Here is a 2150-nt window from a genome sequence, read left to right as displayed (position 1 = left end):
ACCAGCAGTACTTCTTTGCTCATCGTACGCCTCGCCTTTCGCAAGCCATTGGATCCGCGGGATCCGCGTCTCAGTCAAAACTGGGAATAATGTTGGCCTTGTCGATCATATCGATCGGCAACAGGAACTCATGGTCTTCTACCTGCACCACGACGTCCTGCTCTTCTACACCGCGCAGAAGGCCCTGAAAGTTGCGTCGCCCTTCAAAGGGGGAGCGCAGCTTGATCTTCACTTGTTCACCGGCAAATTTTGCAAACTGATCAATAGTGAACAGTGGGCGTTCCATGCCAGGCGAGGAAACTTCGAGGGTGTATTCAACGGAGATCGGATCTTCAACATCCAGGACACCGCTGATCTGACGGCTGACAATGGCACAATCGTCCACCAGCACGCCGCCCTCTTTATCGATATAAACGCGCAACATTGAGTGGCGACCTTGAGCCGAAAACTCAATACCCCAGCATTCATAGCCTAGGGCCACGACCACCGGGGCCAACAAGGCCTGCAACTCTTCTAGCTTGCTCGACACCTGAACCCCCTCGTGCATGTATGTGCATGCTGTGCAAAATAAAAAAATGGGCGAAACGCCCATCCTTGAAACGCCGTCGAACAGCGGCGTTGAAAGTGTCCAGCTAACAAAAAGCCCCTTAAAAGGGGCTCCGCTAAAACTGGTTGCGGGGGCCGGATTTGAACCGACGACCTTCGGGTTATGAGCCCGACGAGCTACCAGACTGCTCCACCCCGCGACAAAGCTGGGGCGGAAGTATACGACCGATCCCTTACAGGGTCAATGTAACCTTCCACCTACAAGAAAGCCCGCAACAGCGGGCTCTCCTGATAATTGGTACCGAGAAGGGGACTCGAACCCCTACACCCTATGGGCACAACCACCTCAAGGTTGCGTGTCTACCAATTCCACCACCTCGGCAATACTACGTTTGAAACCCTTCTTACTTCTGCTCTTGAGCTGGAGGCACGTCAGTCGCTGGAGTAGCCGACTTTTGCTCTTGAAGCACCGGGACATCATCAGAAGCCGGTTGTTGCTTTGGAACTTCCAACACCGCTGGGTTTGGGAGACCTACTTGAGTCAGCTGGTGAGCCTTCTCTTTAGCAAAGTAACCTAACCCTAAGCTGGTTATGAAAAAACCTGCGGCAAGTATAGCAGTAAACTTACTAAGAAAGGTAGAGGAACCTTGGCTTCCGAACACAGTATTTGAAGCACCTGCTCCGAAAGACGCGCCAGCGTCCGCACCCTTACCCTGCTGCAGCAATACGAGAGCAACTACGCCCAATGCACCCAGCAGATGAAAAACGACTACGACTGTTTCCAGCATTTTTTCAGTTTCCCGCGGCGCGACAAATCGCACCGAACTCATCTGCATTCAGGGAAGCCCCACCAATGAGCCCCCCATCGATATCCGGCATGCCGAACAGTTCGACCGCATTGGCCGCCTTCACGCTGCCGCCGTATAGAAGCCGCACACCTTGTGCGACCTCAGAATTCTCTGCCGCTAACTGAGCGCGAATGGCTGCATGCACATCCTGCGCTTGTTGCGGTGAAGCAGTCAGCCCGGTACCAATGGCCCAGACCGGCTCGTAAGCGATTATCGCCTGCGCAAACGCACCAACACCCAGCTCCTCAATGATACTGCCGAGCTGACGCGAGACAACCTCAAGAGTTTTTCCGGCTTCACGCTGCTCCAGGGTCTCCCCTATGCACAACACCGGAATCAAGCCACTTGCCTGTGCCGCTGCAAACTTGCGTATCAAAACCCCGTCCTGCTCGCCCATTATCTGACGGCGTTCGGAGTGACCAACAAGCACCAGGGAACAACCTGCATCCACTAACTGACTCGGCGCAATTTCGCCAGTCAACGCACCCTGCATGGACTCCACCGCAGAATTCTGCGCGCCGACTGAAATCGGCTTTCCTTCCAGACCATCAATCACTTGATTGATAAACAGGGAAGGCGGGAATACCGCTACATCAACATCGCTCGGCAAGGCCAATTGACTGAGGCCATTGATCAGCTCAGCGACGCTGGCGCGGGTACCGTGCATCTTCCAGTTACCAGCTACCATAGGGCGACGCATGCTGTACCTCGTCGGTCAAAGTGGGCGCAGATGTTACCCAACACAATCATGGCTGG

The 2150-nt window shown here is 54.4% G+C and carries 3 protein-coding genes and 2 tRNA genes; all 5 read right to left on the bottom strand.

Features of this window, described 5'->3' with window-relative positions:
* Positions 1 to 70 precede the first annotated feature (70 nt).
* The 5 genes from rimP to tpiA all read right to left on the bottom strand — a co-directional run bounded on the left by rimP (position 71) and on the right by tpiA (position 2094).
* On the bottom strand, positions 71 to 529 hold the full coding sequence (rimP, locus tag ACRESJ_RS26575; RefSeq protein WP_003235029.1) for a ribosome maturation factor RimP: 459 nt from the start codon (positions 527 to 529) through the stop codon (positions 71 to 73).
* Positions 530 to 669: 140 nt separating this feature from the next.
* Positions 670 to 746 (bottom strand) — tRNA-Met (locus ACRESJ_RS26570).
* 96 nt (positions 747 to 842) lie between these two features.
* A tRNA-Leu gene (locus tag ACRESJ_RS26565) sits at positions 843 to 928 on the bottom strand.
* Between the two features lie 22 nt (positions 929 to 950).
* Positions 951 to 1334 carry a preprotein translocase subunit SecG gene (secG, locus tag ACRESJ_RS26560; RefSeq protein WP_017336473.1) on the bottom strand — a complete coding sequence of 128 codons (384 nt, stop codon included), beginning with the start codon at positions 1332 to 1334 and terminating at the stop codon, positions 951 to 953.
* Positions 1335 to 1338: 4 nt separating this feature from the next.
* A complete protein-coding gene (tpiA, locus tag ACRESJ_RS26555; protein ID WP_431760521.1) occupies positions 1339 to 2094 on the bottom strand; it encodes a triose-phosphate isomerase in 756 nt (251 codons plus the stop codon).
* Positions 2095 to 2150 lie beyond the last annotated feature (56 nt).

Source organism: Pseudomonas sp., assembly GCF_050739655.1.
Classification (GTDB): domain Bacteria; phylum Pseudomonadota; class Gammaproteobacteria; order Pseudomonadales; family Pseudomonadaceae; genus Aquipseudomonas.
Note: the sequence above shows the minus strand (reverse complement) of the source record. Positions and strands in the feature narration are given on the sequence as shown.